The sequence below is a fragment of the Streptomyces sp. NPDC021562 genome (assembly GCF_040640875.1).
In the GTDB taxonomy this organism is placed as follows: Bacteria; Actinomycetota; Actinomycetes; order Streptomycetales; family Streptomycetaceae; genus Streptomyces.
This window is the reverse complement of sequence record NZ_JBFACN010000015.1, coordinates 117,888-142,004: the sequence shown is the minus strand read 5'-3', so window position 1 is coordinate 142,004 and position 24,117 is coordinate 117,888. Positions and strand designations below refer to the sequence as shown.

The following is a 24,117-nucleotide window of genomic DNA, read 5'->3' as shown; positions in this document are numbered from 1 at the left end:
GCGCGGCCCTCATGAACTGCGGACGGCCGTCAGTCGCCCTGCGGGTTGCCCTCCATGGCCAGCAGTTCCTCGTTGGGGATCGCGCCGCCGAACCGCCGGTCGCGGGAGGCGTACTCGACGCACGCCCGCCACAGGTCGCGGCGGTCGAAGTCGGGCCACAGGACGTCCTGGAAGACCAGCTCGGCGTAGGCGCTCTGCCAGATCAGGTAGTTGGAGGTGCGCTGCTCGCCGCTGGGCCGCAGGAACATGTCCACGTCCGGCATGTCCCCGTAGTACATGTGCTTCTGCAGGGTCTTCTCGGTGATCTTCGCCGGGTCGAGGCGGCCCGCCCGCACCTCCTCGGCGATCGACTGCACCGCGTCGGTGATCTCGGCACGGCCGCCGTAGTTCATGCAGAAGTACAGCGTGAGCAGGTCGTTGTCCTTGGTCTGCTCCTGGGCGACCTGCAACTCCTTGGCGACCGACTTCCACAGCCGGGGCATCCGGCCCGCCCAGCGCACCCGGACGCCCAGTGCGTCGAGCTGGTCACGGGACTTGCGGATGAAGTCGCGGTTGAAGTTCATCAGGAAGCGGACCTCGTCGGGCGAACGCTTCCAGTTCTCGGTGGAGAAGGCGTACAGGGAGATGGTGCGCACGCCCATCTCGATCGCGCCCTGGAGCACGTCGAGGACCTGCTCGGCGCCGACCTTGTGGCCCTCGGTGCGCGGCAGCCCGCGCTCCTTCGCCCAGCGGCCGTTGCCGTCCATGACGATGGCCACATGGCCCGGGACCAGCTCGCCCGGCAGCTTCGGCGGGCGGGCACCGGAGGGGTGCGGCTCCGGCGCCTGGTACTCACGCCGCTGGCGCCCCAGGATCCCGCGTACGACCATGTGCTTCTCGTCTCCCTCTAGCTCTTCTCTACATACCTGAGCGAGCGCAGCCCGCGCTCCAGATGCCAGTGCAGATAGGCGGACACCAGCCCGCTGCCCTCCCGGACGTACCGCGCCTCGGCCGCGTCCGCCGTCTCCCAGTCTCCCGTAAGCAGCGCCCCGAGGAGCACCAGGGTCCCCGGCGAGGGTACGACGCTGCCGGGCACCCGGCAGTCCCCGCAGACGCTGCCGCCGGAGGCGACCGAGAAGAACCGGTTGGGGCCGGGCATGCCGCACCTGGCGCAGGCCTCGAAGCTGGGCGCGTAGCCGTTGACGGCGAGGGAGCGCAGCAGGAAGGCGTCCAGGACGAGGTGGGGGGCGTGCTCGCCGCGGGCGAGGGTCCTGAGCGCCCCCACCAGCAGCAGGTACTGCTGCACGGCCGGCTCGCCCTCGTGGTCGGTGAACCGCTCGGCGGTCTCCAGCATGGCCGTCCCGGCGGTGTACCGCGCGTAGTCGGCGACGATCCCGCCGCCGTACGGCGCGATGGTCTCGCTCTGCGTGCACAGCGGCAGCCCGCGGCCGACCAGCTCGCTCCCCCGGGCGAAGAACTGCACGTCGACATGGGAGAACGGCTCCAGCCGGGCCCCGAACTTGGACTTGGTCCGGCGCACCCCGCGGGCGACGGCCCGCACCCGCCCGTGCCCACGGGTGAGCAGGGTGATGATCCGGTCCGCCTCACCCAGCTTCTGGGTGCGCAGCACGATGCCGTCGTCGCGGAACAGACTCATGGGCCCATTCTGCCCTGCCGCGGCGGGCGGCAGGTGCGCCGCCGGACCTTCAAGGGACTTCCCCGCGGCTGCGGGCGTTGGCGTGGGCGGTGGCCGCGCTGAGCCGTTCCGCCTGGGTGGCCGGGCGCACGGCGTCCGGGCGGGCGTCCCACTCACGTCCTCCCCCGTACGGCCGCAACTGCACGTAGGGGCCCTCGTGCCCCATCACGATGCCCAGCCGTCCGGTACGGGTGTCGACGGCGCAGGAGCCGACGGGGAGGTTCTTCGCGTTCACCTCACCTGGCTCCCCCGCCCCTGCCGATTTCACGCTTCGCATCACCGAGGTGGCGCTGCGTGCCTAGACTCGGCAGGAGTGTGTCCCCGCGGCCGGTCCCCCGGTGCCTACAGCAGCCCTGCCCCCGCGAGGAACTTCGCCACGCACTCCGTCTCCGCCTCCGACAGCGGCACCTGGGGTTCCGCCGTGGCCGGGCAGTCGATCACCCCGCGCAGGTGCAGCGCCGCCTTGAACGCTCCCAGCGCGGCCGAGCTCGCGCCCATCCGGGCCGGGTCGCCGACGCCGGTCATCCGGTAGAGGCTGCACAGCCGTTCCTGCTCCGCCCGGGCCCGCTCCCAGTCACCCGCCCGGCACAGGCGGTACAGCCGGACGTACCCGTCGGGGTCGACGTTGCCGAGCCCCGGCACCACCCCGTCGGCACCCAGTGCGAGCGCCGAGTCGACGGTCAGCTCGGAGCCCGTCAGCGCGCCGAAACCGGGCAGGCCGCGGCTGCCGACGACGACCTCGCGCAGGCCCGCCAGGTCCCCGCTGGAGTCCTTCAGACCGGCCAGCACCCCCTCGGCGGCCAGTTCGAGGACCAGGCCGGCGGGGAGCTTGGTGTGGACGGCGGACGGGATGTCGTAGGCGATCACGGGGACGGGCGAACGCTCGGCGACCAGGCGGAGGTGGCGGGCGATCTCGGCGGGGTGGGTGCGGGTGTAGAAGGGGGCGGTGACGACGACCGCGTCCGCACCGGCGGCGGTGACGGACGCCACGTGGTCCAGCACCCGGGGCGTCGTCATGTCGATCACGCCCGCCAGGACCGGCAGCCGCCCGCCCGCCCGGGACACCACCGTCTCCGTGACCAGCCTGCGCTGCCGGTCCGTCAGGTACGCCGCCTCGGAGGTCGAACCGAGGACGAACAGGCCGTCCACGCCCGCCTGCGTCAGCCGGTCGACGAGCCGGTCCAGGGAGCGGACGTCCACCTCGCGGTCCGGGGTCAGGGGCGTGCAGAGGGGCGGTACGACTCCGGTGAGCGGGGTGGGCAGGGTCATCGGGGCTCCCTGGGCAGGCGGCTCGGCTGGTCCTCCTCCCCAGGATGGACGGGGTGATGACAGCGGTAGCGGTGACCGGGCCGTGACGCGGCCGCGAAGTCAGGCATGCGGACGGCACACGCGTCGTCCGCCCGCCGGCAGCGGGTACGGAACGGGCACCCGGACGGCGGCCGGGTCGCCGAGGGCACCGGGCCGGTGAGCGGGATCGGGTCGACGGGGTCGAGCAGGCCGGGGACGGCCGAGAACAGGGCCCGGGTGTACGGGTGGCGGGCGCCCCCGGTGACGTCGGCGGCCGGGGTCTCCTCGACGATGCGGCCCAGGTACATGGTGATCACCCGGTCGCTCATCCGCCGTACCGTCTGGATGTCGTGGGAGACGAGGACCAGCGCGAGCCCGAGGCGTTCGCGCAGGTCGAGGAGGAGGTTGAGGATCTGCGCGCGGACCGAGACGTCCAGGGCGCTGGTCGGTTCGTCCGCCACCACCAGCGCCGGGTCGAGGGCGAGCGCGCGGGCGATCGCGACGCGCTGGCGCTGACCGCCGGAGAGCTGGCCGGGCAGCGCGTCGGCGAGGGCCGCCGGCAACCCGACCAGGCTCATCAGCTCCCGTACCCGGTCCTCCCGTTCGGCCCTGGTGCCACGCCGGTGCACGTCCAGCGGGTCGCGCAGGACGCGGCCGACGGACAGCCGGCGGTTCAGGGCGGTCGAGGGGTCCTGGAGGACCAGGCCGGTGCCCGCGCCGACGGTGGTCCGGCGTTCGGCCGCCGGCATCGACCACAGGTCGCGGCCCTGGAAGGTGACCGTGCCTGCGGTCGGCCGCTGGATGCCCACCAGCACCTTCGCCAGTGTCGACTTCCCGCACCCCGACTCGCCGACCACCCCGACCGTCTCGCCCGCCGCCACGCTGAGGTCGGCGCCGGTCAGCGCGTACAGCCGGTCGCGGCCGAACAGGCCGCCGCCGCGGGCCCGGTGCACCACGTGTACACCGGACAGCTCCACCACGCTCATGTCGCCACCTCCGTGCCCGCCAGGTCGACGGCCGGGTGGTGGCAGGCCGCGGTGTGGGCGGGTGTGCCGGCCGGCGCGGGGGGTGTCGTGCGGCAGCGCCCGTCCGCCGCGGGGCAGCGGTCGCTGAAGCGGCAGCCCGCGGGGAAGTCGGCGGGCGCCGGGACCACGCCCCTGATCTGGCTGAGCCGGTCGGCGCCGGACTCCAGGGACAGGACGCTGCCGAGCAGGCCGCGGGTGTAGTGGTGGGCCGGGGAGCCCACGAGTTCCGCCGTGACGCCGGTCTCCACGATCTGGCCGCCGTACATCACCACCACGCGGTCGGTGACGTCCGCGACGAGGGCGAGGTCGTGGGAGACCAGGATCAGGGCGAAGCCGAGTTCCTCGCGCAGGCGCAGGAGGAGTTCCATCACCTGGGCCTGGACGGTGACGTCGAGGGCGGTGGTCGGTTCGTCGGCGATGATCAGGCGGGGGTCGCGGGACAGGGCCATGGCGATGAGGACGCGCTGGCGCTGGCCGCCGGAGAGTTCGTGGGGGCGGCTGCGGAGGGTGCGGGCGGGGTCGAGGCCGACGAGGGTGAGGAGTTCGGTGGGGGTGCGGTGGCCGCCGCGCCGGGTGAGCTGCTTGAGCTGGGCGTTGACGGTCATGGAGGGGTTCAGGGCGGAGAGGGCGTCCTGGTGGACCATCGCGAGTTCGTGGCCGAGGAGGCGGGGGTGGGGGGTGGTGAGGTCGACGGGCGGGTGGGGGCCGGTGGGGGCTGGTGGCGCAGTTCCCCGCGCCCCTTTGGGGCGCGTTCCCTCACCGGCGTGGAATTCGATTCGGCCCGCTACCCTCGCGGTCCTCGGTTGCAGGCCCATGATCGTGAGGGCCGTGAGGGACTTGCCGCAGCCCGATTCGCCGACCAGGCCGAGGACTTCGCCCGCGTGGACCTCGAAGCTGACGCCGTCGACGATGTGCGCGCCCCGGTGGCGGTCCGGGAAGCCGATGGTGAGGTTCTCCACGGACAGGACCGGTGTCCCCTCCCGGGAGGGGAGGGGACGGGCCCGCAGCCGCAGGCGCTCGGCCGCCGCCGCCAGCGAGGGCAGTTCCAGGACCTCGGCCCGCTCCACGGCCTCGACCGGATCGGCCTCCACCGGTTCCGTCTGCCTCGGTGCCGGGGACGCCCAGGCGTCCGAGACGCCCTCGGAGAGGACGTTCAGGGACAGGACCGTGAGGAGGATCAGCAGGCCGGGGAAGAGGGTCGCCCACCAGCCGCCGGTCAGGACCATGTTCTTGCCGTCCGCGATGACGCTGCCCCAGGACGGGTCGGGGGGCCGCACGCCCGCGCCGACGAACGACAGGGACGCCTCGAAGACGACGGCCTCGGCGACCTGGACCGTGCAGAAGACGAGGACGGGGGCGAGGCAGTTGACCGCCACGTGGCGCACGACGATGTGCGGGGTGCGGGCGCCGATCACCCGTTCCGCGGTGACGTAGTCCTCGCCGTACTGGTCGAGGACGTTCGCCCGTACGACGCGGGCCACCGGCGGGGTGAAGAGGAAGGCGATCGCGCAGATCAGGACGGTGATGCCGCCGCCGAAGACGGCGACCAGGACCGCGGCGAGGGCGATGCCCGGGAAGGCCATCACCACGTCCAGGCAGCGCATCAGCGTCTCGTCGACGGCCTTGCGGGAGGTGGCGGCCAGGGCCCCGAGGAGCGCCCCGGCGAGCAGCGCGAGACCGGTCGCGCCGAGGCCGATGGCGAGGGACCAGCGGGCCCCGTACATCAGCCGGCTGAGGATGTCCCGGCCGAGGCTGTCCTGGCCCATCCAGTGGGCGGCGGAGGGGTGCCCGGTGCCGTCGACGGGCACCTGCTGCGCGAGGGGGTCGTCGGGGGCGAGCAGGGGGGCGCACAGCGCCACCAGGACGATCACGGCGAGGAAGGCGAGGGCGGTGGTGCGGCCCGCGCGGGTGAACGTCGTCATGTCGCCTCCCTCAGGCGCGGGTTGACCAGGAGGTAGAGGATGTCGATGACGAGGTTGACGACGACGAAGCCGGTGGCGGTGGTGAGGACGACACCCTGGACGACCGCGGGGTCGCCGTTCTGGACGGCGTCGATCAGCAGCTTGCCCATGCCGGGCAGCGCGAAGACGGTCTCGATGACGACCGCGCCGCCGAGCAGGTAGCCGACCCGCAGGCCGAGCACGGTCAGCGGGTTGACCAGGGCGTTGCGCAGCACGTTGCGGCCGACGACGACATGGGGCGGCAGGCCGTTGCCGACGGCGGTGCGGACGTAGTCCTTGTCGAGTTCCTCGACGACCGAGGTGCGCACGATCCGGGTGAGCTGGGCGGCGACCGGCAGGGAGAGCGCGAGGGCGGGCAGGGCCATGGTCCGCAGCCAGCCGGTGACCGAGTCCTCGGGGTTGATGTAGCCGCCGGTCGGGAACCAGCCGTGGTCGACGGCGAGGTACTGGATCATCAGCAGGGCCAGCCAGAAGGCGGGGGCGGCGACACCGATCAGGGAGAGCACGCGGATGACCTGGTCCGGCGGCCGGTCGCGGAAGACGGCCGCGGTGATCCCGCCGGCCAGGGCCAGGACGACGGCGACGGACAGACCCAGGAAGGTCAGCTGGAGGGTGAGCGGGAGCGCGGTGAGCACCTGGTCGAGGACCGGGGTGCGGGTCAGGGCGCTGGTGCCGAGGTCGCCGTGGAGCAGGTCGCGGACGAAGTGGACGTAGCGCAGCGGGAGCGGGTCGAGCAGGCCGTTTCGCTCCCGGAAGTCGTGGAGTTGCCGCGGGGTGGGGTTGGCGCCCTGGAAGAACGCGGACGCCGGGTCGACGTCGGAGAAGCGCATCACCAGGAACACGAACAGGGCGATGCCGAGCAGCAGCGGCACCAGCAGGGCGACGCGGCGCAGCAGGATGCGCAGGACGGCGCTCATGCCGTCAGGCCCACGCGGCGGTGAGGACGTTGATGCCGGGATAGGGCTGGGCCCTGATGCCGGTGAGCCGGTGCGGGTCCCAGGCGGTGATCAGCTCGTTGTGGACGACCGGGTAGATGACGGCCTGTTCGGCGACGACGTCGAGGTAGTCCTGGATCATCGCCTTCTTCTTCCCGGGGTCCGCCTCGCGGGTGGCCGCGTCCATGTCCCTGAAGAGCCGCTTCGCGACCGGGTGGCCGGCCCAGCGGGCGTAGCCCGTCCAGAGGTTCTCGGGGCCGTAGTTGTAGTGCATGATCAGGTCGGCGTCGAGGCCGAACTGGTTGGGGTTCGAGACGGCGGCGACGACCTGGTAGTCCTGTTTCTGGTCCAGTTTGGTGAACACGGCCGTGGTCTCCTGCGGGGACAGGGTCGTGGAGACGCCGATCGCGTCCCAGGACGACTTGATGGTGGGCAGGCAGTCGACGATCCAGCTCACGTCGACGGCGAGGAGGTCGACGCGCAGCCCGCTGACTCCGGCGGCCCGAAGGAGCGCCTTCGCCTTCTCGGGGTCGTGGTCGTAGACCGTCCGCGCCCTGCGGTAGGTGGGGTTGGCCTCGTTCAGGAAGGAACTCGCCGGTTCTCCGTGGCCCTTGAGGGCGACCTCGACGATCTCCCGCTTGTCGACGGCGTAGTGCAGGGCCTGGCGGACCCGCACGTCGTCGAAGGGCGGGTGCCGGGTGTTGAACATCAGGAACAGGTTGTTCATCCCGGCGCCGCCGCCGACCGCGAGGCCGCCCTGTTCGAGGCGGGGGATGTTGGCGTAGGGGATGTTGTCGGAGATCTGGGCGCCCGCGTCCACCCCGGAGATCCTGGCGACGCGGGAGGCGGCGTCGACGATCGTCAGCCAGTTCATGCGCCGGAAGGCGGGCCTGCGGGGGCCGTTGTAGCGGTCGTACGCGGCGAAGGTGGTGTTCGACTTCGGGTGGTGGCCGGTCTGCCGGTACGGTCCCGAGCCCACCGCCAGTCCCCTGATCGCGTCGTCCCAGGCGCCGGGCCGGGCGAACACGTGCTTCGGCATGATCTTGGCGAGGGTGAGGCGGGCGACGCCGTCCGGGAAGGGGAAGCGGAGCACCAGGTCGACGGTGCGGGTGCCGACCCTGCGGACCTCCTTCAGCCAGCTCGCGAAGAAGCCGTGCACGAGGGTGGGGGTGCCCGGGTCGAGGATCCGGTCGAAGACGAAGACGACGTCGTCGGCGGTGACCGGTCTCCCGTCGTGGAAGGTGGCCCCCCGGCGCAGGGTGAACCGCCAGGTGGTGGCGTCCGGGTCGGCCGGCAGCCGGGTGGCCAGCGCCGGGTAGGGGGCGCGGGTGATCGGGTCGGTGTCGGCGAGGCCCTCGTAGATGTGGTTGTTGGCGGCCATCGCGAACGCGGAGGCGGTCTGGGTGGGGTCCCAGCTGCCGTCGTTGCCGTAGCCGATCACGGCGGTCAGGGTGCGCTCGGAGCCGGCGCCGCCGAGGTCGACGGTGGACTCGGGTCCGCAGGCCGTCAGAGAGGTCAGGGAGGTCAGCGAGGCGGCGGCGCCCAGGGCGCCCGCGTGTCTCAGGAACGTCCTGCGGGCGTGGATCGCCTGATCGCGCACGGTGCCTCCGGCGTGGGGGGAAGGAGACGTCGGACGTCCTGGGTTTCAGCGCGACCATAAGAGGGGGTTCAGGGGCGGTCAAGGCAACGCACGCGAATGGCGTAAACCATCAGAGGTGGGACCAATGGCGCCCCTCGGGGCTCCCCCTAGGGCAGCGTCTTCTGGTAGGAGGCGTCCTGGTCGGAGTCGTAGACGAGCTTGCCGGCCGCGTCGTAGCCCTTGAGGTGGGGGGCATTGGTGACCTGCTGGTGCAGGGTGCCGGTGGCGACGAACCAGCCGTGGTCGAGGACCACCTGGCCCGCGGCGTCGCCGTAGGAGACGGTCATCCGGGTCACCGGGGCGCGCAGGCCGCCGACGATCCCCCAGCGGAACGGCAGTTTCCAGCGGCCCTTGTCGATGACCGACTGCTGGTACAGCTTGCCGCTGTTGATGTCCGGGACCACGGGCGTCTTCGCGTCGCCGAAGGGGTCGCCGATGCTGGTGTTCAGGCCGGAGGCCGCGCCGTCCTTGACGGTGCAGATGAGCCGGGCCGGCACCGGCTTCTGGCGCACCGCGACCACGAAGTAGCCGTCGCCGGGGGCGTTGGAGTCGCCGGTGGCGCGCATCGCCAGGATGATCCGGTAGTCGGCGGGCCTGCCGAGGTCGGTGTGGGTCGGGCCCTTGGGCGCCCGGTGCGCCTTGTCGTAGTCGAGGCACTTGCCGAGTCCGGCGGCCGCCTGCTCGAAGGTGATCCCGTCCAGCAGCTGGTGCGCCGGGGACGCCGGACGGGCCGGGGCGGTCGGGGTGGCCGCCGGTGCCGAGGGCGTCGGGGTGGCCGGGCCGGTCGGGGCCGGGTGGGCGCTGACGAGGGCGGTGGGACCGGGACCGGCCGGGCTCGTCACGGTGGAGCCGCCGCCCAGCGCGTACGCGCCGACCGGGACCGCCGCCAGCGCCGCCAGCGCCGCCCCGGTCACACCCCTGCGGCGGCGCCGCTCCACCAGACCCCGCCGGCGGATCTCCGGGTACGGCACCGGCGACGGCCGCACCTGCGCCGCGTCCCCCGCCAGCAGCGTCCGGAGCCGCTCCTCGAAGTCCGGCTCCGCTCCCCCGCCCTGCGTCTCTTCGCTCACCTGGTGCCTCCCTGCGCGGGGGCCGCGTGGCTCATGGCCTGCGCGAGCCCCGGAATCGTACGCAACTTGGCCAGGCCCTTGGACGCCTGGCTCTTGACGGTGCCCGGGGAGCAGCCGAGCACGTCGGCGACCTCCGCCTCGGACAGGTCCTCCCAGTACCGCAGCACCACCACCGCCCGCTGCTTGGGCGGCAGTTGGGCCAGCGCGGCGAGCAGTGTGCCGCGTTCGTCGGCGCGGGCCACGGCGTCGTCGTACTGCACGCGCTCCGGTGGCGCGGCGGTCAGCGACTCGGTGACCCGGCGCTTGCGGAACCGGTCGCTGTTGCAGCTGACCAGCATGCGGCGCACGTACGCCTCCGGGCGGTCGGCCCGCGAGACGCGGCGCCACGACCGGTACGCCTTCGCCAGCGCGGTCTGCGTGAGGTCCTCCGCGTGGTGCGGATCGCCGGTGAGCAGATAGGCGGTCCGGACCAGATGGGTCCATCTCGCTCTGACGAATTCCTGGAACTGGGCCTCTAGTTCGGCCTGCATCGGCCACCCCCTCGCCCTCCAGACCACCGGCCCCCCCGATTCGGTTGCCCGGCGGGCGCGGGTGACCCGGCCGCCGGGGCTACCCGGGGCTCTTGAGCCGGCGGAACTCGATGGTGTCGTACGCCGTTCTCGTGCCCGTCTCGTACAGCACCCCGACCGTGCCCTTGGCCACCTGCACCAGGTCCGAGTAGGCCGCCTTCAGGCCGGAGAGGGTGGTGAGCCTCTCGAAGGTGATGCCCTCGTCCGTGCTGGTCCACAGGGCCATGGCCTTGCGGGCCGTCGGGACCGACGGCGCCGAGAACAGCAACGGCGCTTCGCGGCCCGGCAGTTGCAGGACCGAGCCCTCGACGACAGGGACCTCCCGGAGCGTCGGCTGCACCGTGAACCGGGCGTCCAGGGTCTCGGCCCCGTCGCTGGACCAGGCGTCGAGCCGGTTGCCGGGGCTGGAGCCGTTCTGGTCGCGGGCGTTGAAGTAGAGGCGGCCGTCGGGCAGTTCGGCGGCGGTGGTCTCGTTGGCGTTGTCGTGGCCGGTGTAGGAGTCGTCGACGAAGCCCAGGTGCCAGCTGCGGCCGTGGTCGTCGCTGTAGAGGGCGTGGCCGCCGTAGTACTTGGCCTCCCGGCCGGTGTCCGGGGAGCCGGCGCGCGGGGCGGCGGAGTGGTCGGCGGCGACGACCAGGCGGCCCCGGTGCGGTCCCCGGGCGATGGCGACGGCGTGGCCGGGCCCGGTCGCGTACCAGCGCCAGCCGGCCGGTTTCACCTGGGCGGTGATCTCGTGCGGCCTGGTGAAGTGGCGGCCGTCGTCCCGGCTGCGCTGCACGAACACCCGGCGGCCCTGTTCCTTGCCGACCTGGCCGCGCATGATCTGGTCCTCGCTCACCGAGCCGTCGTTGTACGAGGTCACCAGGACCACGTCGCCGCTCGCCGGGTCGACGACGGGTGCGGGGTTGCCGCGGGTGTTCCCCTTGCCGTCGGCCACCACCCGGAGCGGGTCCCAGGTGCAGCCGCCGTCGGTGGAGCGCCTGAGGACGACATCGATGTCACCGCTGTCGCCGGTGGTGGAGTGCCGGCCCTCGGCGAAGGCGAGCAGGGTGCCGTGCCGGGTGCGGACGACGGCCGGGATGCGGTACTGGGCGTAGCCGCCCGCGCCGGAGACGTAGGGCACGGAGGACTCGCAGCCGGCCGCCCAGGCCTTGGGCTCGACCGTGAACGCCCCGAGGAGCAGGGAGCCGGCCAGGACGATGCGGCTGACGCGGAGCACAGGAGACTCTTGGGTCACCCTTACATGTTCCCCCCGTATGCCGACACCGCACCCCACAACGGCCAAAAGGGTCACCAGGTTTGGTACCCCGTCAGGTCCCCGCGCGGGTCAGGAGGGGGTGCGGGCGGCGGCCAGCAGCCGGGTCACGTCGTCGGCGCAGATGGTCAGGGCCGCGCCGACGGTGCCGAGGACCTCGCGTTCGCGGTGGGTGTAGGGGCCGTCGGCGAGGGCGATCCGGGCACCCTGCAGAAGCAGGGACTCCCGTCCCGCCGGGGCGAGGTGGGGGGCGAGCGGGTCGAGGGCCTCGTGCAGCTCTATGGCGAGGCTCGCGCCGCCCGGCTGCTCGAAGACCCGGCCGGTGTCGGCCGCGAGGGCGTCCACCAGGGCGCCGAGCTGGTCCTCGGTGGCGTCCTCGAACCCGGCCGCGCGCACCGCGGCCGCCGCCGCCTCCAGGGACGTACGGGAGCAGGTGCCGCCCGCGGCGAGCACGGCGAGCGCGACGGTGTGCACGGCGTCGCGCAGCATCGCCGAGAAGCGGCAGGTGGTGGGGTGGTCGAGGACGTCGGTGCCGTAGTGGTGGCGGCAGGCGGCGCACTCCACGACCGGCCCGGCGGTGCCGCGGGGCAGCACGGGCACGCCGAGCAGGGTGAAGCGGCGGCGCCCGGTGAGCCGCTGGTAGTTGCGGTCGCCCCCGCAGCCCGGGCAGAAGAACTCGCCGTCGCCGACGGGTGTCCACGCGGTGCGGGTGCCCAGGATGCGGGCAGGCCTGACGTCCCGGCCGTCTCGTCCCCGTACTGGCAGCACGTCGCACCTCCGTAACGCCGTGGCAACATCGCCACCGCTGGCGTGATGTTAGCCACATGGAGGAGCCGGAGTCAGTACCGCGTACGAGACCTTTCCGTGATCTTCATGGCCGAATGGCCGAGAAACAGCGGGCCCTGATCACCGCATGCGGTGATCAGGGCCGCTAAACCGCCGGTCAGAGGGGTTATCGCGTCGCGCGGTTGACGGCGGACACGACCGCCTTCAGCGACGCACGCGTCGTGTTCGCGTCGATGCCGATTCCCCACAGGATCTTGCCGTCGATCGCGCACTCGATGTAGGAGGCGGCCTGCGCGGAGGCTCCCTCGCTCATCGTGTGCTCCTGGTAGTCCAGCAGGCGTACGTCGATGCCCAGGCTCTGCAGCGCGTCGAAGAACGCGGAGATCGGCCCGTTGCCGGAGCCGGTCAGGACGGTGTCCTCGCCGTCGACGGTGGCCTCCACGGTCAGGGTGTCCACCCCGTCCGTGTCGGTGGTCGACTGGCCCGTCCTCACCTGGATGCGGCCCCAGGGGTTCTCCGGGTTGGGCAGGTACTCGTCCTGGAAGACCGCCCAGATGTCGGAGCCGGTGACCTCGCCGCCCTCGGCGTCCGTCTTGGCCTGGATGATCTTCGAGAACTCGATCTGCATCCGGCGCGGCAGGTCCAGCTTGTGGTCGTTCTTCAGGACGTACGCGATACCGCCCTTGCCCGACTGCGAGTTGACCCGGATGACCGCCTCGTAGGAACGGCCGACGTCCTTCGGGTCGATCGGCAGGTAGGGCACCGCCCACTCGATGTCGTCGACGGTGACGCCCTTGGCGGCCGCCTCGGCCTCCATCGCGTCGAAGCCCTTCTTGATGGCGTCCTGGTGGGAGCCGGAGAAGGACGTGTAGACCAGGTCGCCCACGTACGGGTGGCGCGGGTGGACCTCCATCTGGTTGCAGTACTCCCACACGCGACGGATCTCGTCGATGTCGGAGAAGTCGATCTGCGGGTCGACGCCCTGCGAGAACAGGTTCATGCCCAGGGTGACCAGGTCGACGTTGCCGGTGCGCTCGCCCTGCCCGAACAGGCAGCCCTCGACGCGGTCGGCGCCGGCCATCAGCGCCAGCTCGGCGGCGGCGACGGCCGTACCGCGGTCGTTGTGCGGGTGGATCGACAGGCAGACGTGCTCGCGGCGGGACAGGTTGCGGCCCATCCACTCGAAGCGGTCGGCGTGCGTGGACGGCGTCGAGCGCTCCACGGTGGCCGGCAGGTTCAGGATGATCTCGCGGCCCGGGCCGGGCTGCCAGACGTCCATGACCGCCTCGCAGACCTCCAGCGCGAAGTCCAGCTCGGTGTCGGTGAAGATCTCCGGGCTGTACTGGTAGCCGAACTCGGTCTCCGGGCCCAGCAGCTTCTCGGCGTACTCCATCACCAGGCGGGTGCCGTCGACCGCGATCTGCTTGATGTCGTCCCTGGAGCCGCGGAACACCACCCGGCGGAAGACCGGCGCGGTGGCGTTGTACAGGTGCACGGTGGCCCGCTTGGCGCCCTTCAGCGACTCCACGGTCCGCTCGATCAGGTCCTCACGGGCCTGGGTCAGGACGGAGATGGTGACGTCGTCCGGAATCGCGCCCTCTTCCTCGATGATCGAGCGCACGAAGTCGAAGTCGGTCTGACCGGAGGCGGGGAAACCCACCTCGATCTCCTTGTAGCCCATCTTGACCAGCTGGTCGAACATCCGGCGCTTGCGCTCGGGCGACATGGGGTCGATCAGGGCCTGGTTGCCGTCGCGCAGGTCCGTGGAGAGCCAGCGGGGGGCTTCGGTGATCCGCTGCTGGGGCCAGGTGCGGTCGGGGATGTCGACCTGCTCGTACCGGCCGTACTTGTGGATCGGCATGGTGGTGGGCTGCTGGCGGTTCGCCATGATGCGGGGCTCCTGGTGGGTGTCCGGACGGACGGCCGACGACGCAACACGAAGCTCCGCGGGGAGGGAGTCGACCTGGACTACAGGCCCTCGCCGCGGCAGCTAAGAAGAAGCAGCCCGAAACGCATGATGCGACCCACTCTAACCGAGCGCCATGGAGCTGGCGGTCCTGTATCAGCATGCGGGACTGCCAGCCCCCACCGCGCCGCACCACATAACACAGAGCAACCACCTCGGGACGAAAGCATCCCCATATTTCACCAATCATGGTTGCACCTAGTGACAGAGAGCTAACGCGGTGCCATCGTGCCGAGCATGACGACCAACGGGGGCTACAGGCCCGTCTTCTGCACGATCGTGCCGCCGCACATCCTCGACCACCTCGCCACCCACGAGGACCCGGCGCTCGCCGACCCGGCGCTGCGCACCCTCCAGCACGACTCCGCCCAGCGCACCCGCCGCCGCGTGACCGCCGTCCGCACCACCGCGGTCGCGCCCACCCCGGCGCCCGCGACAGCGCAACCCCACCGCACGATCTACGACGCCGGGCACCGCACCGACCTCCCCGGCACCGAGGTCCGCGCGGAGGGCTCCGAGCCCGGCCGGGACGCCACCGTCAACCGCGCCTACGCGGGCCTCGGCGCCACCTTCGAGCTGTACCTGAAGGCGTACGAGCGCAACTCCATCGACGGCGACGGCCTGCCGCTGAACGCGAGCGTCCACTACGACGTCGACTACGACAACGCCTTCTGGAACGGCGAGCAGATGGTGTTCGGCGACGGCGACGGCCAGATCTTCACCGACTTCACCAGCTCGGTCGACGTCATCGGCCACGAGCTCACGCACGGCGTCACCCAGTACACCGCCAACCTGGAGTACTACGGCCAGTCCGGCGCGCTCAACGAGTCGGTCTCCGACGTCTTCGGCTCGCTCATCAAGCAGTACTCCCTCGGCCAGACCGCCGACCAGGCGGACTGGCTGATCGGCGAGGGCCTGCTCGCGCCCGGCGTGCACGGGGTGGCGCTGCGCTCGATGAAGGCCCCGGGCACCGCGTACGACGACCCGCGCCTCGGCAAGGACCCGCAGCCGGCGACCATGCAGCACTACGTGCGCACCAGCCGGGACAACGGCGGCGTGCACATCAACTCGGGCATCCCCAACCACGCCTTCTACCTGCTCGCCACCGCCCTCGGCTGCAACGCGTGGGAGAAGGCCGGGCAGATCTGGTACGACGTCCTCACCGGCGGCGCGCTCGCCGCGGACGCCGACTTCGCGGACTTCGCGAAACTCACCGTGGCCGCCGCCAAGGCCCGCTACCAGGAGGGCGCGGAGACCAAGGCGGTGCTCGGCGCCTGGGCACAGGTGGGGGTGCCGACCGCCTGAATCCGTACTACACAGGGACCCATGCGTATTCAGGTGAGGCGTACGGGCGGGTTCGCGGGCATCGAGCGCCGGGCCGAGGTGGACACCTCGGCCCGGCCCGACGCCGAGGAGTGGCAGGCCCTGGCCGAGCAGGCGCTCGCGGCCGGCCGGGGCACACCGCCGCCCGGGGTGCCGGACGGGTTCGCGTACGAGATCACGGTGGACGGGCGGACCGTGTACGCGGCCGACCCGACGCTGACGGACGGGCAACGCGAACTGATCTCACGGGTGTTGAAGGAGGGCGCGTGAGCGGGTCCGCCGACGGGTAGGTCACGCCCTGGAGCGCCGGTCCGGTGCCGCCGGTTCCCGCCAGGGCGTTGACTTATGTTACCGGGGGTAAGGATGATCCCCGCCATGGCGAATGAAGCGGCCCGTCCGCACCCCCCTCTCCCCCGTTTCCCCGACGGCTTCCTCTGGGGTGTGTCGACCTCGGCCCACCAGATCGAGGGCGCGGCCGACGAACGCGAGCAGTCCGTCTGGGACGTCTTCGAGGCGGAACCGGGCCGCGTCAAGGACGGCTCGACGGCGGCGGTGGCCTGCGACCACCTGCACCGGTACCCCGAGGACGTGGCCCTGCTGGCCGGCCTCGGCGTGGACGCGTACCGCTTCTCGGTCTCCTGGCCGAGGGTGCGCTCGACGGGCGGACTCGACTTCTACGACCGGCTCGTCGACGAACTGTGCGCGGCGGGCGTACGACCGGTCCCCACCCTCTTCCACTGGGACCTGCCGACCGCCCTCCAGGAGAAGGGCGGCTGGCTGGAACGGGACACCGCCGCCCGCTTCGCCGACCACGTCGCGACGGTCGCGGACCGGCTGGGTGACCGGGTGCACAAGTGGATCACCCTCAACGAACCCGCCGAGCACACCCTGTTCGGCCACGCGCTCGGCGCCCACGCCCCCGGCCAGCAGCTGATGTTCGACGCGCTCCCGGCCGCCCACCACCAGCTCCTCGCCCACGGCCTGGCCGTGCGGGCGCTGCGCGCGGCCGGCGCGAGCGACATCGGCATCGCCAACTCGCACGGCCCGACCTGGCCGGCCTCGCAGGAACAGCCGGACCTGGAGGCGGCCGCCTTCTACGACCTCCTCCTCAACCGCCTGTTCGCCGAGCCGGTCCTGCTCGGCGCGTACCCGGACGGAATCGGCGATCTCATGCCGGGCGACGTCACCGCCGACCTGACGGTGATCGCCGAACCGCTGGACTGGTACGGCGTCAACTACTACGCGCCCACGAAGGTGGGCGCCCCGCAGGGCACCGAGATCGAGTTCGGCGGTCTCACCCTGCCCGCCGAACTCCCCTTCTCCGTGCAGGACATCGAGGGCGTACCGGTGACGGACTTCGGCTGGCCGGTGGTCCCGGAGGGCCTCACCGAACTCCTCACCGGCTTCCGCGACCGCTACGGCGACCGGCTCCCGCCGGTCGTCATCACCGAGAACGGCTGCTCGTACGAGGGCCTCGACGACCAGGACCGCATCGCCTACCTCGACGGGCACATCCGCGCGCTGCACCGGGCCGTCGAGGCCGGGGTGGACGTGCGCGGCTACTTCGTCTGGTCGCTGCTCGACAACTTCGAGTGGGCGGAGGGGTACGAGCGCCGCTTCGGCCTGGTCCACGTCGACTACCCGACCCAGAAGCGGACGCCGAAGGCGTCGTACGGCTGGTTCCGGGACGCGCTGCGGGCGCAGAGATGACGACGACCCGCGACCCGGCCGGGGAGCCCGCCGCCCTGGCGGAGCCGTCCGGCCGGGTCGGCCGGGGCTGGATCTGGGCGCTGTGCCTCGCCAACGGGGCGATCTGGGTGGGCTGGTACGGCCCCCTGCAGATCCTGCTGGCCTCCCAGGCGAAGGACTTCGCGCCCGGCTCCGGGATGTCCAAGGAGACGATGCTGGCGTGGGTGACGGGCGCCGGCGCCCTGGTCTCCCTGCTGGCGAACCCCCTGTTCGGGGCGCTGTCGGACCGTACGACGTCCCGGTGGGGCCGCCGTACGCCGTGGATCGTCGCCGGTACGGCGGGCGGGGCGCTGTCCCTGCTGCTCCTCGCGGGCGCCGGCGGCATGGCGACGATGACGCTGGGCTGGTGCCTGGTCCAGCTGACGCTGAACGCGTCGTTCGCGGCGGTGACGGCCGCGGTGCCGGACCGGGTGCCGCGGCTCCAGCGGGGGTCGGTGGGCGGCTGGCTGGGGGCCGCGCAGATCCTCGGGGTGGTCGGCGGCACCGGGCTCGCGACGGCCGCCGGGGGCGTCGGGGCGGGCTATGCGGCGTGCGCGGTGTTCACGGCGGTGGGCGTCCTGCCGTACGTGCTGCGCCACGCGGATCTGCGGCTGCGGCCCGCGGACCGGCCGACCTGGTCCTGGCGGGGCTTCCTGGCGGGGTTCTGGCTCAGTCCGCGCCGCCATCCGGACCTGGGGTGGGCGTGGCTGACCCGTTTCCTGATCAACCTGAGCAACGCGCTGGTGCTGCTGTACCTCCTGTACTACCTGCGGGACCGGCTCCGGTACCACGACCCCGAGCAGGGCGTGCTGGCCCTGACGGCGGTGAACGGGCTGACGCTGATGGCGACGGTGGTGGTCGGCGGGGTCTGGTCCGATCGGGTGGGGCGGCGCAAGCCGTTCGTGGTCTGGTCCGGGATGCTGATGGCGGCGGCGACCGCGCTGCTGGCGGTGTGGGAGACCTGGCCGGGCGCGATCGTCGCGGCGGCCCTGCTCGGCGTCGGCTTCGGGGTGTTCACCTCGGTGGACTTCGCGCTGATGACGGACGTCCTGCCGAAGGCCCTGGACCGGGGCAAGGACCTCGGCGTCATCAACGTCGCCAACGCCCTGCCCCAGGTGGCGGCACCCGTCCTCGCCGCACCGATCGTGACGTACCTGGGCGGCTACCGGATGCTGTACCTGGTGTCGGCGGCGATCGGCCTGGCGGGCGCGGCACTGGTGGGACGGATACGGGGAGTGGACTAGCTTGATCTTCGAGGTCGCGGGTCCTACAGGGCCCCGGCGTCGCGGGCGGTCCAGACGCTGGGGTAGATCGGCCGGAAGCCGAGGTCCCGGCGGATCCGCTGGTTCGACATGATCCCGAACCAGGGGTCGGGGTCGGTGCGGGTGTACAGGTCGGCGGGCACCTCGACGCCGTTGAGCCGGTGCAGTTCCACGGTCGTGACCGGGGCGTCGTCGGCGATGTTGTAGACCGGGCCGGACACCGCGGGCGCGTACAGCAGCCGCAGCAGCCCCTGGGCGACATCCGCGTGGTGGGCCATCTGGAGGCGCTGCGCGGGGGCCCAGTGCGCGGCCCAGTGCATGACGTTCGCGAGGTGGGGGTCTCCTTCGCCGTAGACGAAGGGCAGCCGTCCGATCCGTACCTCCATCTCCCCGTCGAGCGCGAGCAGTTCGCGCTCGGCGCTGATCTTGGACTCGGGGTAGGCGCCCCACATCTCACCGCCGGGCCGGCTCTCGTCGTCCTCGGTCAGCGGGCGGCCGCGTCCGGTGCCGTACACGTTGCCGGTGCTGACCTGCACGAACCGGCGGACGCCGGCGGCCTCGGCGGCCCGCCCGAGCGCCACGGCCGCGTCCCGGTTGACCGCCCAGGCCTCCTCGTCGGCAACGCCCCGGAAGGCGGCCGCGACGTTCACCACGGCGTCGGCCCCGGCCACCGCCTTCGCCAGCGCCTCCTCGTCCCGCAGGTCCCCGGCGACGATCTCGGCGCCCAGCCGGGCGAACGGCTCCCCGCGGGCCGCGTCCCGGACGAGCACCCGCACCTGCTCGCCCGGCTGCCGCTGTCCGAGCAACCGGGGCACGAGCCGCCGTCCGACCTGTCCGGTGGCACCGGTGACGAGAGTGATCATGACTTTCTCCTTCGTTCGGGTGCCACCACCCTCCGCCGCGCCCGCGGCGACCGGGAGAGACCTTCCGATCAGGGGACCGGCGGTCCCTGGATAAGCCGGGCGCCCCGGGCCACCCTGGAGTGGTGAACCGCCCCGAACTCGCCGACTTCCTGCGCCGCTCGCGCACCCGTCTGGACCCCGCCGACGTGGGCCTCGCACCCGGCGCCCGGCGGCGCACCCCCGGGCTGCGCCGCGAGGAGGTGGCGTCGCTGGCCGGGATGTCGGTCGACTACTACGCGCGCCTCGAACAGTCCCGGGGCCCGCGCCCGTCCCGTCAGATGCTGACGGCACTGGCCCGTGCGCTGCGCCTGACCGAGGACGAACGGGACCATCTGTTCCACCTGGCCGGCGAGGAGCCCCCGCGCCGGGAGGCCACGAGCACCCACGTCGGCCCCGGCCTGCTCCTCGTCCTGGACCGGCTGCACGACACGCCGGCGCTGGTGACGACCGACTGCGGCGAGGTCCTGGCCCAGAACGCGCTGTCGCGGGCGCTGAGCGGCGACGTCCTGGCCCGGCCGCCGCGCGAGCGCAACCTGCTCCGCGGCTACTTCCTGGACCCGGCCGCCGGCGACCTCTTCCCGCCGGAGGACCGCCCGGCGCGGGCCCGCGAACACGTGGCGCACCTCCGCGCGGTGGCCGCGGCCCGCCCCACCGACCCGGCCCCCGCCGCCCTGGTCGCCGAACTCCGCTCCGGCAGCGAGGAGTTCGCGCGGCTCTGGGCCACGCACGAGGTGGCGGTACGCCGCGCGACCACGAAACGCTTCCGCCACCCCGCCGTCGGCCTGCTGGAACTGGACTGCGAGGTCCTTCTCAACGCCGACACCCACCAGCAACTCGTCATCCACACGGCCCGCCCGGGCACGGAGTCACACGAACGCCTGCAACTGCTCAGGGTGGTGGGCCTGCAGAACATGACCCCGAGCGACACCTGACCGGTGCCGAGCGCTAGAACCCCAGGCGGCGCAGCTGTTTGGGGTCGCGCTGCCAGTCCTTGGCTACCTTCACGTGGAGGTCGAGGAAGACCGGCGTGCCGAGCAGGGCCTCGATCTGCTTGCGGCTCTTGATGCCGACCTCCTTCAGGCGCTTGCCCTTGGGGCCGATGATGATGCCCTTCTGGCTGGGGCGCTCGATGAACAGGTTGGCGTGGATGTCCAGCAGGGGCTTGTCGGCGGGGCGGTCCTCGCGCGGGAGCATCTCCTCGACGACGACGGCGATGGAGTGCGGGAGTTCGTCGCGGACGCCTTCGAGGGCGGCCTCGCGGATCAGCTCCGCGATCATCACCTGTTCCGGTTCGTCGGTCAGGTCGCCCTCGGGGTAGAGGGCGGGCCCCTCGGGGAGCAGCGGCACGAGCAGGTCGGCCAGCAGCCCCACCTGCTTGTCGCCGACCGCCGACACCGGGACGATCTCCGCCCATTCGAAGCCCAGCTCCCTGCCGAGCTGGTCGATCGCGATCAGCTGCTCGGCGAGGGTCTTGGAGTCGACGAGGTCGGTCTTGGTGACGACGGCGACCTTCGGGGTCTTCTTGATCCCCGCCAGCTCCTTCGCGATGAACCGGTCACCGGGGCCGATCTTCTCGTTCGCCGGCAGGCAGAAGCCGATCACGTCGACCTCGGCCCAGGTGGTGCGGACCACGTCGTTCAGCCGCTCGCCGAGCAGCGTGCGCGGCTTGTGCAGGCCCGGGGTGTCCACGAGGATCAGCTGGGCGTCCTCCCGGTGCACGATCCCCCGTACCGTGTGCCGCGTGGTCTGCGGCTGGTTCGCGGTGATCGCCACCTTCTGCCCGACCAGAGCGTTCGTGAGGGTGGACTTGCCCGCGTTGGGGCGCCCGACGAAACAGGCGAAGCCCGCCCGGTGGACGGCCTCCGACGATTCCGACGGCTCGGTTGACTGGCTGCGAACGCTCATGCCCCCCATTCTCCCTGATCCACGACCCCCCACCGCACCGGTGAGTTTTCGGTAACCCGGGTGCAACGAAACGTCACGGAAACACAGCCGTACGCGACCGGAAACGGGAACCGGTGACCCTCTGACGAGCCCCCACGACGTTGGAGACGCCCGTGTACCTCGCCGCCGCGCATGCCGACACCGGTGACACCGCCTGGCTGCTCGCCGCCACCGCCCTGGTCCTGCTGATGACCCCGGGCCTGGCCCTGTTCTACGGCGGCATGGTCCGCACCAAGAGCGTCCTCAACATGCTGATGATGAGCTTCGTGTCGATCGCGCTGGTCACGGTGGTGTGGCTGGCGGGCGGCTACGCGCTGGCGTTCGGGGACGACGCCTGGGCGGGTCTGGTCGGCGGCCTGGAGCACGCGGGCATGAGCGGTCTCGGGCCGGACAGCGTCCAGGGCACCGTCCCCACCCTGCTCTTCGCGACCTTCCAGCTGACCTTCGCGATCGTCACGGCCGCGCTGGTCAGCGGCGCGGTCGCGGACCGGGCGAAGTTCGGGGCGTGGCTGGTGTTCGTGCCGGTGTGGACGGTGCTCGTATACGTTCCGGTGGCGCACTGGGTGTGGGGTCCGGGCGGCTGGATCCTGCACTGCCTGGGCGCCCTGGACTTCGCCGGCGGGCTGCCCGTCGAGATCACCTCGGGCGCCTCCGGACTCGCGCTGTGCCTGGTCCTCGGTCCGCGGCTCGGGTTCAAGAAGGACGCGATGCGCCCGCACAACCTGCCGATGGTGATCCTGGGCGCCGGCCTGCTCTGGTTCGGCTGGTTCGGCTTCAACGCGGGCAGCGCGCTCGGCGCCGACGGTCTGGCCGCCGCCGTCTTCCTCAACACCATGGCGGCCGGCTGCACGGGCCTGCTGGGCTGGCTCTTCGTCGAGCAGAAGCGCGACGGCCACCCCACCACCCTGGGCGCCGCCTCCGGCGCGGTCGCCGGCCTGGTGGCGATCACCCCGTCCTGCGGGTCGGTCTCCCTGCTCGGCGCGCTCGTCGTCGGCCTCGCCGCCGGCGTGGTCTGCTCGTACGCCGTCTCCTGGAAGTTCAAGCTGGACTACGACGACTCGCTCGACGTGGTCGGTGTGCACCTGGTCGGCGGCGTCATCGGCACCCTGCTCATCGGCCTGTTCGCCGAGAAGGCGATGACCGGCGGCGCCGAGGGCCTCCTGTACGGCGGCGGGCTCGCCCAGCTCGGCAAGCAGGCGGTGGCCGTCGCGGCCGTCGCGGCGTACGCCTTCACCCTGACGTACGGCATCGGCAAGCTGATCGACAAGGCGATGGGCTTCCGGGCCAGCGAGGAGCAGGAGCACACCGGCCTCGACCTTACGGTGCACGCCGAGACGGCTTACGATCACGGGGTCCTGGGCCATGGCGCCCCGGTCGCGCACTCCGTCCTCCCCGCCGCCCAGAAGGTCAAGACCCAGCCATGAAGCTCATCACCGCGATCGTCAAGCCCTACCGCCTCGACGCGGTGAAGACCGCGCTCCAGGAGCTCGGGGTGCACGGCCTGACCGTGACCGAGGCCAGCGGGTACGGCCGGCAGCGCGGCCACACCGAGGTGTACCGCGGCGCCGAGTACCGCGTCGACCTGGTGCCCAAGGTCCGTATCGAGGTGGTCGTCGAGGACGCCGACGCCGAGCCGGTCATCGAGGCGGTCGTCAGGGCCGCGCAGACGGGGAAGATCGGGGACGGGAAGGTGTGGGCGCTGCCGGTGGAGACGGTCGTGCGGGTGCGGACGGGCGAACGCGGCCCCGACGCGCTCTGAGGTAACGGGCGGGCGACGGCAGGCCGCGGCCCCGGCGCAGCCGGGCGAACAGCATGCCGCCCGCCACCCCGGCGACGAAGACCAGTGCCAGCACCAGCCACGGCACGGCGAGGAACGAGGCGCTCGCCGACTCAACTGTGCCGGTCGCGCTGGCCGTCAGCGTCACGTCGCCCCGGTCGAGCTGGGGTGCGTCCCGCCAGTGGGCGGTGAGCCGGACCTGTTCCCCCGGCAGCAGTTCGGAGGGGATCCCGGTGAGGGTGCGGCTGAGCAGCGTACGGCCGAACAGTCCCCGCGCGCGCAGCCGGACCTTGGGGTTCAGGGTGACGTTCCCGGTGTTGTGCAGGGTGTAGGTGACGGTGGCGGTGCTGTCGCCGAGGCCGGGGACGAGCGGCTGGTGATGACTGACGTGCAGGTTCTCGACGGCGACGGCGGGCAGCGTCGGGCCGCTCACCCGCAGGTAGACCCGGGCGCCGACGGCCCGCTGCACGCCGAGCGCCAGGGCGCCCGCGCCGGGGTCGACGTGCTCGTCCAGGGCCACGATCGCCCCCGGGTGGTCGCCGGGTTCGGCCCCCTGCGGCACCCGCAGCGTGAAGGGGACCGTCACCGTCCGGTGCGGGGGCACGGTGACCCGGGCCCTGGAGAGCTTCGCCCAGGCCCCCACCCCGCGCATCCTCTCGGTCACCGTGCGGACGGCGAAGCCACCGTCGCGGGCGGTGTTGTAGGCGTCGGCCGCGTACAGCCGGAAGGTCAGCGGCCTGCCGGTCTTGTTGGCGACGGCCACCTTGTCGGTGAGGGTCTGCCCGGGATCGAGGGAGAGGTAGAAGTAGGGCCGCGCGGCGATCTTCGAGGCGACCGGGTAGACGGACCAGCTGCCGTTGTCGGCGGCGCGCGCGTCGGGCGCCGTGCACAGGACGCCGAGGAGCAGGCTCAGGAGGAGGACGTACGGCTGGGCGCGACGACGCATGGGTGCGGACCCCCGGTCGGAAGCGGTCGACGACGGCTGTGCGCGGTCGGGTGGCGGCCGGCCGGGT

Annotated in this window: 23 protein-coding genes; 7 read left to right on the top strand and 16 right to left on the bottom strand. The window is 72.3% G+C overall.

Going from position 1 to position 24,117, the window contains the following annotated elements:
• Positions 1-29: 29 nt before the first annotated feature.
• The 13 genes from AB0G52_RS24105 to leuA all read right to left on the bottom strand — a co-directional run bounded on the left by AB0G52_RS24105 (position 30) and on the right by leuA (position 14,090).
• Positions 30-869 (bottom strand): isoprenyl transferase, encoded by an 840-nt coding sequence (locus AB0G52_RS24105; protein ID WP_132886684.1) that lies wholly within the window; start codon positions 867-869, stop codon positions 30-32.
• Between the two features lie 17 nt (positions 870-886).
• The gene (gene recO, locus AB0G52_RS24100; protein ID WP_132886685.1) at positions 887-1,636 is read right to left on the bottom strand and encodes a DNA repair protein RecO; all 750 of its coding nucleotides are present in this window, start codon (positions 1,634-1,636) and stop codon (positions 887-889) included.
• 49 nt (positions 1,637-1,685) lie between these two features.
• Positions 1,686-1,910, bottom strand: coding sequence for a hypothetical protein (locus tag AB0G52_RS24095; RefSeq protein WP_361338650.1), 225 nt, complete (start codon positions 1,908-1,910; stop codon positions 1,686-1,688).
• Between the two features lie 107 nt (positions 1,911-2,017).
• Complete coding sequence (locus AB0G52_RS24090; RefSeq protein ID WP_132886687.1) at positions 2,018-2,944, bottom strand: dihydrodipicolinate synthase family protein; 927 nt, start codon at positions 2,942-2,944, stop codon at positions 2,018-2,020.
• A complete protein-coding gene (locus AB0G52_RS24085; protein ID WP_132886688.1) occupies positions 2,941-3,948 on the bottom strand; it encodes an ABC transporter ATP-binding protein in 1,008 nt (335 codons plus the stop codon). Before AB0G52_RS24085 ends, AB0G52_RS24090 begins: the two co-directional genes overlap by 4 nt.
• Positions 3,945-5,909, bottom strand: a complete 1,965-nt coding sequence (locus tag AB0G52_RS24080; protein WP_132886689.1) for a dipeptide/oligopeptide/nickel ABC transporter permease/ATP-binding protein — start codon at positions 5,907-5,909, stop codon at positions 3,945-3,947. Before AB0G52_RS24080 ends, AB0G52_RS24085 begins: the two co-directional genes overlap by 4 nt.
• Positions 5,906-6,865 (bottom strand): ABC transporter permease, encoded by a 960-nt coding sequence (locus AB0G52_RS24075; RefSeq protein ID WP_361338440.1) that lies wholly within the window; start codon positions 6,863-6,865, stop codon positions 5,906-5,908. Before AB0G52_RS24075 ends, AB0G52_RS24080 begins: the two co-directional genes overlap by 4 nt.
• A 4-nt stretch (positions 6,866-6,869) precedes the next feature.
• Positions 6,870-8,483 (bottom strand): ABC transporter substrate-binding protein, encoded by a 1,614-nt coding sequence (locus AB0G52_RS24070; protein WP_361338437.1) that lies wholly within the window; start codon positions 8,481-8,483, stop codon positions 6,870-6,872.
• Between the two features lie 146 nt (positions 8,484-8,629).
• Positions 8,630-9,592: a hypothetical protein gene (locus AB0G52_RS24065; RefSeq protein WP_361338435.1), complete on the bottom strand. Its 963-nt coding sequence runs from the start codon at positions 9,590-9,592 to the stop codon at positions 8,630-8,632.
• Positions 9,589-10,122 (bottom strand): SigE family RNA polymerase sigma factor, encoded by a 534-nt coding sequence (locus AB0G52_RS24060; protein ID WP_132886693.1) that lies wholly within the window; start codon positions 10,120-10,122, stop codon positions 9,589-9,591. The genes AB0G52_RS24065 and AB0G52_RS24060 overlap by 4 nt, the downstream gene beginning before the upstream one ends.
• A gap of 79 nt (positions 10,123-10,201) precedes the next feature.
• The gene (locus tag AB0G52_RS24055; protein WP_361338432.1) at positions 10,202-11,380 is read right to left on the bottom strand and encodes a sialidase family protein; all 1,179 of its coding nucleotides are present in this window, start codon (positions 11,378-11,380) and stop codon (positions 10,202-10,204) included.
• A gap of 108 nt (positions 11,381-11,488) precedes the next feature.
• Positions 11,489-12,184, bottom strand: coding sequence for a TerB family tellurite resistance protein (locus AB0G52_RS24050; RefSeq protein ID WP_132886695.1), 696 nt, complete (start codon positions 12,182-12,184; stop codon positions 11,489-11,491).
• A 184-nt stretch (positions 12,185-12,368) separates the two neighbouring features.
• A complete protein-coding gene (gene leuA / locus AB0G52_RS24045) occupies positions 12,369-14,090 on the bottom strand; it encodes a 2-isopropylmalate synthase (protein WP_132886696.1) in 1,722 nt (573 codons plus the stop codon).
• 315 nt (positions 14,091-14,405) lie between these two features.
• Here leuA and AB0G52_RS24040 point away from each other — a divergent pair, with 315 nt between their 5' ends.
• From AB0G52_RS24040 to AB0G52_RS24025, 4 genes are all read left to right on the top strand, one after another.
• Positions 14,406-15,473 (top strand): M4 family metallopeptidase, encoded by a 1,068-nt coding sequence (locus AB0G52_RS24040; RefSeq protein ID WP_361338427.1) that lies wholly within the window; start codon positions 14,406-14,408, stop codon positions 15,471-15,473.
• A gap of 21 nt (positions 15,474-15,494) precedes the next feature.
• Positions 15,495-15,761: a protealysin inhibitor emfourin gene (locus AB0G52_RS24035; protein ID WP_132886698.1), complete on the top strand. Its 267-nt coding sequence runs from the start codon at positions 15,495-15,497 to the stop codon at positions 15,759-15,761.
• 105 nt (positions 15,762-15,866) lie between these two features.
• A complete protein-coding gene (locus AB0G52_RS24030; protein WP_361338423.1) occupies positions 15,867-17,201 on the top strand; it encodes a GH1 family beta-glucosidase in 1,335 nt (444 codons plus the stop codon).
• Complete coding sequence (locus AB0G52_RS24025; protein ID WP_361338420.1) at positions 17,198-18,463, top strand: MFS transporter; 1,266 nt, start codon at positions 17,198-17,200, stop codon at positions 18,461-18,463. The genes AB0G52_RS24030 and AB0G52_RS24025 overlap by 4 nt, the downstream gene beginning before the upstream one ends.
• A gap of 23 nt (positions 18,464-18,486) precedes the next feature.
• Here the strand turns inward: AB0G52_RS24025 and AB0G52_RS24020 are convergent, their stop codons facing one another.
• Positions 18,487-19,344, bottom strand: a complete 858-nt coding sequence (locus tag AB0G52_RS24020) for an NAD(P)-dependent oxidoreductase (protein WP_132886701.1) — start codon at positions 19,342-19,344, stop codon at positions 18,487-18,489.
• A gap of 122 nt (positions 19,345-19,466) precedes the next feature.
• Between AB0G52_RS24020 and AB0G52_RS24015 the strand changes: the two genes are divergently transcribed.
• Positions 19,467-20,315, top strand: a complete 849-nt coding sequence (locus AB0G52_RS24015) for a helix-turn-helix transcriptional regulator (protein ID WP_361338417.1) — start codon at positions 19,467-19,469, stop codon at positions 20,313-20,315.
• Positions 20,316-20,328: 13 nt separating this feature from the next.
• Here AB0G52_RS24015 and era read toward each other — a convergent pair whose 3' ends face one another.
• Positions 20,329-21,297, bottom strand: a complete 969-nt coding sequence (gene era / locus AB0G52_RS24010) for a GTPase Era (RefSeq protein ID WP_132886703.1) — start codon at positions 21,295-21,297, stop codon at positions 20,329-20,331.
• A gap of 143 nt (positions 21,298-21,440) precedes the next feature.
• Here era and AB0G52_RS24005 point away from each other — a divergent pair, with 143 nt between their 5' ends.
• Both AB0G52_RS24005 and AB0G52_RS24000 read left to right on the top strand, forming a co-directional pair.
• Complete coding sequence (locus AB0G52_RS24005; RefSeq protein ID WP_361338638.1) at positions 21,441-22,751, top strand: ammonium transporter; 1,311 nt, start codon at positions 21,441-21,443, stop codon at positions 22,749-22,751.
• Positions 22,748-23,086, top strand: coding sequence for a P-II family nitrogen regulator (locus AB0G52_RS24000; protein ID WP_046729838.1), 339 nt, complete (start codon positions 22,748-22,750; stop codon positions 23,084-23,086). Before AB0G52_RS24005 ends, AB0G52_RS24000 begins: the two co-directional genes overlap by 4 nt.
• Here AB0G52_RS24000 and AB0G52_RS23995 read toward each other — a convergent pair.
• The gene (locus tag AB0G52_RS23995; RefSeq protein ID WP_132886704.1) at positions 22,980-24,050 is read right to left on the bottom strand and encodes a DUF916 domain-containing protein; all 1,071 of its coding nucleotides are present in this window, start codon (positions 24,048-24,050) and stop codon (positions 22,980-22,982) included. The genes AB0G52_RS24000 and AB0G52_RS23995 overlap by 107 nt on opposite strands.
• Between the last annotated feature and the right edge of the window lie 67 nt (positions 24,051-24,117).

Coding starts and splice junctions, on each gene's coding strand:
- AB0G52_RS24105 (WP_132886684.1), bottom strand. CDS start 869: ATGGTCGTACGCGGGATCCTGGGGCGCCAGCGGCGTGAGTACCAGGCG.
- recO (WP_132886685.1), bottom strand. CDS start 1,636: ATGAGTCTGTTCCGCGACGACGGCATCGTGCTGCGCACCCAGAAGCTG.
- AB0G52_RS24090 (WP_132886687.1), bottom strand. CDS start 2,944: ATGACCCTGCCCACCCCGCTCACCGGAGTCGTACCGCCCCTCTGCACG.
- AB0G52_RS24085 (WP_132886688.1), bottom strand. CDS start 3,948: ATGAGCGTGGTGGAGCTGTCCGGTGTACACGTGGTGCACCGGGCCCGC.
- AB0G52_RS24080 (WP_132886689.1), bottom strand. CDS start 5,909: ATGACGACGTTCACCCGCGCGGGCCGCACCACCGCCCTCGCCTTCCTC.
- AB0G52_RS24075 (WP_361338440.1), bottom strand. CDS start 6,865: ATGAGCGCCGTCCTGCGCATCCTGCTGCGCCGCGTCGCCCTGCTGGTG.
- AB0G52_RS24060 (WP_132886693.1), bottom strand. CDS start 10,122: ATGCAGGCCGAACTAGAGGCCCAGTTCCAGGAATTCGTCAGAGCGAGA.
- leuA (WP_132886696.1), bottom strand. CDS start 14,090: ATGGCGAACCGCCAGCAGCCCACCACCATGCCGATCCACAAGTACGGC.
- AB0G52_RS24040 (WP_361338427.1), top strand. CDS start 14,406: ATGACGACCAACGGGGGCTACAGGCCCGTCTTCTGCACGATCGTGCCG.
- AB0G52_RS24035 (WP_132886698.1), top strand. CDS start 15,495: ATGCGTATTCAGGTGAGGCGTACGGGCGGGTTCGCGGGCATCGAGCGC.
- AB0G52_RS24030 (WP_361338423.1), top strand. CDS start 15,867: ATGGCGAATGAAGCGGCCCGTCCGCACCCCCCTCTCCCCCGTTTCCCC.
- AB0G52_RS24025 (WP_361338420.1), top strand. CDS start 17,198: ATGACGACGACCCGCGACCCGGCCGGGGAGCCCGCCGCCCTGGCGGAG.
- AB0G52_RS24020 (WP_132886701.1), bottom strand. CDS start 19,344: ATGATCACTCTCGTCACCGGTGCCACCGGACAGGTCGGACGGCGGCTC.
- era (WP_132886703.1), bottom strand. CDS start 21,297: ATGGGGGGCATGAGCGTTCGCAGCCAGTCAACCGAGCCGTCGGAATCG.
- AB0G52_RS24000 (WP_046729838.1), top strand. CDS start 22,748: ATGAAGCTCATCACCGCGATCGTCAAGCCCTACCGCCTCGACGCGGTG.
- AB0G52_RS23995 (WP_132886704.1), bottom strand. CDS start 24,050: ATGCGTCGTCGCGCCCAGCCGTACGTCCTCCTCCTGAGCCTGCTCCTC.